The organism is Micromonospora sp. NPDC049580 (assembly GCF_040675595.1).
Classification (GTDB): domain Bacteria; phylum Actinomycetota; class Actinomycetes; order Mycobacteriales; family Micromonosporaceae; genus Micromonospora.
The window spans coordinates 1-5056 of the sequence record NZ_JBFAPG010000464.1 but is presented as its reverse complement, the minus strand read 5'-3'; the positions used below and the strand labels follow the sequence as shown (position 1 = coordinate 5056).

The window sequence follows — 5056 nt, the reverse complement described above, 5'->3', positions numbered from 1 at the left end:
GCCATGCACTACACCGGCATGGCGGCGACGCCGACGCCGGTGAAGACGCCACCGGCGACGAGGCGTACCGGATTCAGCCGGCCGGTGCCGACGATGGCCAGGCCGATACCGACCGCGACCACCGCGATGGCGGTGCTGGCGGCGGTGAGGGGCACGTCGTACCGGATGCGGGTGCCGCCGACGGCGAAGCCGAGCATGGCCATGAAGTGCATCGCCCAGATCGCGGTGCCGCCGAGCGCCCAGGCGGCCAGCAGGCCCCACCAGGCGCGCTGACCGGCGGTACGGGCGGTACGGATGCGACCGGCGCAGACGAGCCCGAGGATCGAGCCGAGCACGGACAGCGCGTAGCTCAGCGCGGGTGTGATCCACCCGTACTCAAAGTGATTGATGTCCGCCACGGCGGTCCTCTCCCCCATTCGTTACCGGCGCGTAAGTACGGCGCTCGGGCAATGATCAGGGGTGCCCCGACCAGGCGCAACAGCGCCCCCCGGGCTGTTCGGGGGGTGCCGTCGCGGTGACCGTCCGATGCGTCGGTTCGCGGGCGATGCTGACCGAAAATGATGATCAGGCGGAGGTGTGGTACGCCAGCACGCCCCGGTTGATGGCCGCTATCGCCTGTCGGGCGGTGGAGCGCAGCTCCGGCGAGGCGCCGCCGGAGTCGGCAAGTTGACCGAGCAGGTCGACCACCTGCCGGGCCCACCGGACGAAGTCACCGGCCGGCATCTCCCCGTCGATCTCGTGCCCGCTGCCGAGCACCTTGGCCAGCGCCTCGCCCCGCGCCCACCGGTAGACCGGCCAGGCGAAGCCCAGATCCGGCTCCCGGGTCGCGGCCAGACCGCGCGCCGCCTCGTCGGCTTCGATCTCACCCCACAGCTTCAGCGTCTCGTCGACGGCGTCGGCCACCGGGCCGCGCGGCAGCGACGCCCGCTCGTCGACGTCGCGACGCGCCTCGAAGACCACCACGGACACCGCGGCGGCCAGCTCGGCCGGGGAGAGCCCGTCCCACACCCGTCGGCGCAGACACTCGGCGACCAGCAGATCCGCTTCCGTCCAGATCCGGCCGAGCATCCGACCGGCGTCGGTGACCACGCCGTCGCGGGCGAGGTAACCACGGTCGGTCAGCAGCGCGACGATCCGGTCGAAGGTCCGCGCGAGGGACCCGGTGCGCCCGGACACCCGCTCGCGCAGCTCCTCGGTGTCCCGCTCCAGCCGACGGCGCCGCTCCGCCCAGCGGGCGTGCTCCTCGCGCTCCGGGCAGGCGTGGCAGGGATGGTTACGCAGCTCGGTGCGGAGTTGGGTGAGCCGGTGGTCCTCGCCGGGCGCCTGCCGGGAGCGGCCACCGCGGCGACCGCCGTGCCGGTCCAGGCCGGTGCCGCTGACCTCGGCGGCCAGGTCCCGCCGGGCACCCGGCGAGCGGTGGTTGAAGTGCTTGGGCACCCGGATGCGGGCCAGCACCTCGGCCGGAGTGGTGAAGTCGCCGGGGCTGACCCGCCCCGCCCAGCGGTCCTGGGTGAGCACCAGCGGACGAGGCTCGCCGAAACCACCGGTCGCCGGGTCCAGCACGACGGCCAGGCCGGCCCGCCGGCCCGACGGCACGCGGATCACGTCGCCGACCCGCAGGCGCTCCAGCGACGCCACGGCGGCGGCCTTGCGCTGAGTCTGCCCCTGCCGGGCGATGGCCTTCTCCCGGTCGGCGATCGCCACCCGCAGCGCGAAGTACTCGTCGAAGTCGCCGTGATGGCAGGCGGCCTCCACGCCGTACGCCTCGATGGTCTCGGTGTTGCGCTGCACCTGCCGAGCCAGGCCGACCACCGACCGGTCGGCCTGGAACTGGGCGAACGAGGACTCCAGCAGCGCCCGAGCGGGCTCCGCGCCGACCGTGCCGACCAGGTTCACCGCCATGTTGTACGAGGGCCGGAAGCTGGAGCGCAGCGGATAGGTGCGGGTGGAGGCGAGCCCGGCCACGTGCCGTGGGTCGGTCTCCGGGGACCACACCACGACGGCGTGCCCCTCGACGTCGATGCCACGCCGACCGGCACGGCCGGTGAGTTGGGTGTACTCCCCCGGGGTCAGGTCGACGTGCGCCTCGCCGTTGTACTTGACCAGCCGTTCCAGGACCACGCAGCGGGCCGGCATGTTGATGCCCAACGCCAGGGTCTCGGTGGCGAAGACCGCCTTGACCAGACCCCGGACGAACAGCTCCTCGACGATCTCCTTGAACACCGGCAGCATGCCGGCGTGGTGGGCCGCGAGGCCACGCTCCAACCCGTCGAGCCACTCCCAGTAGCCCAGCACCGTCAGGTCCTCGCCGGGGATGGCGGTGACCCGGGACTCGACCACCCGGCGGATCTCGGCCCGCTCCTCGGGCGAGGTGAGCCGCAGCCCGGCGGCCAGGCACTGCTGCACGGCGGCGGCGCAGCCGGCCCGGCTGAAGATGAACAGGATCGCCGGCAGCAGCCCTTCGCGGTCCAGCCGGTCGACGATGTCCGGGCGCATCGGCCCACGCCAGCGGGGGCCGCGCCGACCGGCGCCCGGCCCGGCGCTGCGCCCCTCCCCCAGCTCCAGGCGGCGCACGGTGTCGCGGGTGTAGCGCAGCAACTCCGGGTGCACGTCGTGCTTGCGGGCGGCGTCGGCGTCGTGGAACAGGTCGAACATCCGCTTGCCGACCAGCATGTGCTGCCACAGCGGCACCGGCCGGTGCTCGCTGACCACCACGGCGGTCTCGCCGCGCACGGTGACCAACCAGTCGGCGAACTCCTCGGCGTTGGACACGGTCGCCGACAGCGAGACCAGGGTGACCGAGGCGGGCAGGTGGATGATCACCTCTTCCCACACGCCGCCGCGGAACCGGTCGGCGAGGTAGTGCACCTCGTCCATCACCACGTACGCCAGCCCCTGCAGGGTGCTGGACCCCGCGTAGAGCATGTTGCGCAGCACCTCGGTGGTCATCACCACCACGGGCGCGTCGCCGTTGATCGCGTTGTCGCCGGTGAGCAGGCCGACCTGCTCGGCGCCGTACCGGGCGACCAGATCGTGGTACTTCTGGTTGGACAGCGCCTTGATCGGCGTGGTGTAGAAGCACTTGCGCCGGGTCGGTGGCGCCGCGGCGTCGTCGGCCGCCGCCGGGTCGTCGGGCCGCCCGCGCAGCGCCAGGTGTACGGCGAACTCGCCGACCACGGTCTTACCCGCGCCGGTGGGGGCACAGACCAGCACGCCGCTGCCCCGCTCCAACGACTGACACGCCTCGCGCTGGAAGTCGTCGAGATCGAACCCCAGGTCCAGGGCGAACTCGTCCAGTGCCGGGAACTGCGCGGTCTGCGCGGCCCGGCGGCGCGCCGCTGCGTACCGCTCGGCGGGGCTCGACATGGCACCAAGATTAGTGCGTGCCGGGACAGTGCACCCCACAAGGCCGTCCCGAGAGGCCGTCGGCGGGGGTCGGTAGGGTGCACGGCGTGCCGGACCATGCCGAACCGCCCCAGACCAGTCCGCCGGGCAGCGTCGCGGACGCCAGCGCCCCGCGGGCGTCCCGACGGCCCGTCAAGGCGGTGCTCTTCGACTTCCACGGCACCCTGGCCCAGGTGGAGGAGCCCCGACAGTGGGTCATCGAAGCCGCCGCCGCGTGCGGGGTCACCCTGGACCGGGTTCGCGCCACCTCGCTGGCCGACCGGCTGCTCACCGCCGGCCGCGCGGGCGGCCCCCTGCCGGCCCGGGTGCCGCCCCGGCTGGCCGAGCTGTGGGCCGACCGGGACCTCTACGCGCACGCGCACCGGGGTGCGTACACGGGGCTGGCCGAGACCGTGGACGCGGGCATCGAGGGTTTCGCCGACGCGCTCTACGAGCGGCTGCTCGTCGCCGAGGGCTGGCTGCCGTACCCGGACACCGCTCCCACGCTGGCCGCGCTGCGCGACGCCGGTGTACGGGTGGCGGTGGTCAGCAACATCGGCTTCGACCTGCGACCGCACTTCGACGCCTGGGGGTTGACCGACCTCGTCGACGCGTTCGTGCTGTCGTACGAGGTGGGGCGCTGCAAGCCCGACCCGGCGATCTTCTGGCGGGCGTGCGGGATGCTCGGCGTCGACCCCGAGCAGACGCTGATGGTCGGCGACAGTCCGGCGGACGCGGGCGCCGTCGCCGCCGGCTGCGCGGTGCTGGTGCTCCCGGCCGCCGACCCGGGCCGGGAGAACGGCCTCGGCGCGGTCCTGGACCTGGCCCTGCCGACCTGAGCCGCGCCCGCGGAAACCGTCAGGTCGGGATGTGGATGACCGGCAGCTCGCCGTCGCCGTACCGGTCCTCCCCGGTCAGGATCGAGGCGTCATGGTCGAGTACGGCCAGCACCGTGGTGGCGAGATCGGCCCGACCCGTCACCGTCCGCCAGTAGCTGAGCTCGTGCCAGGAGCGCCCCTCGGTGGAGAGCACCGCACAGGCGTCCAGGGTCAGCAGCCGGTGCAGGGTCGCCCGTTCCTTCGGGTCGCTGACGATCGCCAGGGCCTCCGCCGCGGTAACGGCGGTGACACCGAACCTGTTGCGGTCCTGGATGACCTCGTGCAGCGGCTCTCCGACATGCACCGACCCCGCCAGATAAGCCAGCAGCGCCGACCGATCCAGCACGAGCCGAACCGGCCGGTCGTCCGCGGCGCTCACGCGGCCGGCTGGTCGGTGGTGTCCAGCAGGTGTTGGCGTGCCCGCTCACGCAGCGCATTGCGGCGCTCCGGCGACCAGTCGGCCTCAACGGCGGCACGACGGGCGCGCGCCTCGGCCACACCCTGCTCGGTGATCTGGATGCCCTGGTGGGCCAGCTCCGCGTCCAGGGCGTCCAGACGCATCCGGTCCCGGACGGCCTGGGTGATGTACGCGCTGGCGTTGGACTCGTGCTCCAGGCGCTCCGCCACGTCGGGTGGGACGGAGATGGACAGCTTCCGCATCGCGCTGGTCATACCCGAGACCGTACGCCGGTAGCACCGCGTCGGCGAACACCTACGGCCGTGTCCCGCGCTCGGGTGCGTGCGGGGTCGAAGGGCCACGCCGGGGCGGCCGGCCCCGAACGGCGGAAGCTCGC

Annotated in this window: 4 protein-coding genes and 1 pseudogene; 1 reads left to right on the top strand and 4 read right to left on the bottom strand. The window is 73.3% G+C overall.

All coding sequences use genetic code 11. The annotated features are described in order from the left end of the window. Window positions 1-17: 17 nt before the first annotated feature. Together AB0J68_RS26925 and AB0J68_RS26920 are read right to left on the bottom strand one after the other, a co-directional pair. Window positions 18-398: pseudogene (locus tag AB0J68_RS26925) on the bottom strand (MHYT domain-containing protein); the annotation flags it as partial. A gap of 166 nt (window positions 399-564) precedes the next feature. Continuing rightward, window positions 565-3366: a DEAD/DEAH box helicase gene (locus AB0J68_RS26920; protein ID WP_363941092.1), complete on the bottom strand. Its 2802-nt coding sequence runs from the start codon at window positions 3364-3366 to the stop codon at window positions 565-567. Window positions 3367-3452: 86 nt separating this feature from the next. On the opposite strand from AB0J68_RS26920, the gene AB0J68_RS26915 reads away from it, so the two are divergent. Beyond that, window positions 3453-4223, top strand: a complete 771-nt coding sequence (locus AB0J68_RS26915) for an HAD-IA family hydrolase (RefSeq protein ID WP_354861937.1) — start codon at window positions 3453-3455, stop codon at window positions 4221-4223. 19 nt (window positions 4224-4242) lie between these two features. Here the strand turns inward: AB0J68_RS26915 and AB0J68_RS26910 are convergent, their stop codons facing one another. Both AB0J68_RS26910 and AB0J68_RS26905 read right to left on the bottom strand, forming a co-directional pair. After that, window positions 4243-4641, bottom strand: coding sequence for a hypothetical protein (locus tag AB0J68_RS26910; RefSeq protein ID WP_354861939.1), 399 nt, complete (start codon window positions 4639-4641; stop codon window positions 4243-4245). Then, window positions 4638-4934, bottom strand: a complete 297-nt coding sequence (locus AB0J68_RS26905; protein WP_354861940.1) for a hypothetical protein — start codon at window positions 4932-4934, stop codon at window positions 4638-4640. The genes AB0J68_RS26910 and AB0J68_RS26905 overlap by 4 nt, the downstream gene beginning before the upstream one ends. Window positions 4935-5056 lie beyond the last annotated feature (122 nt).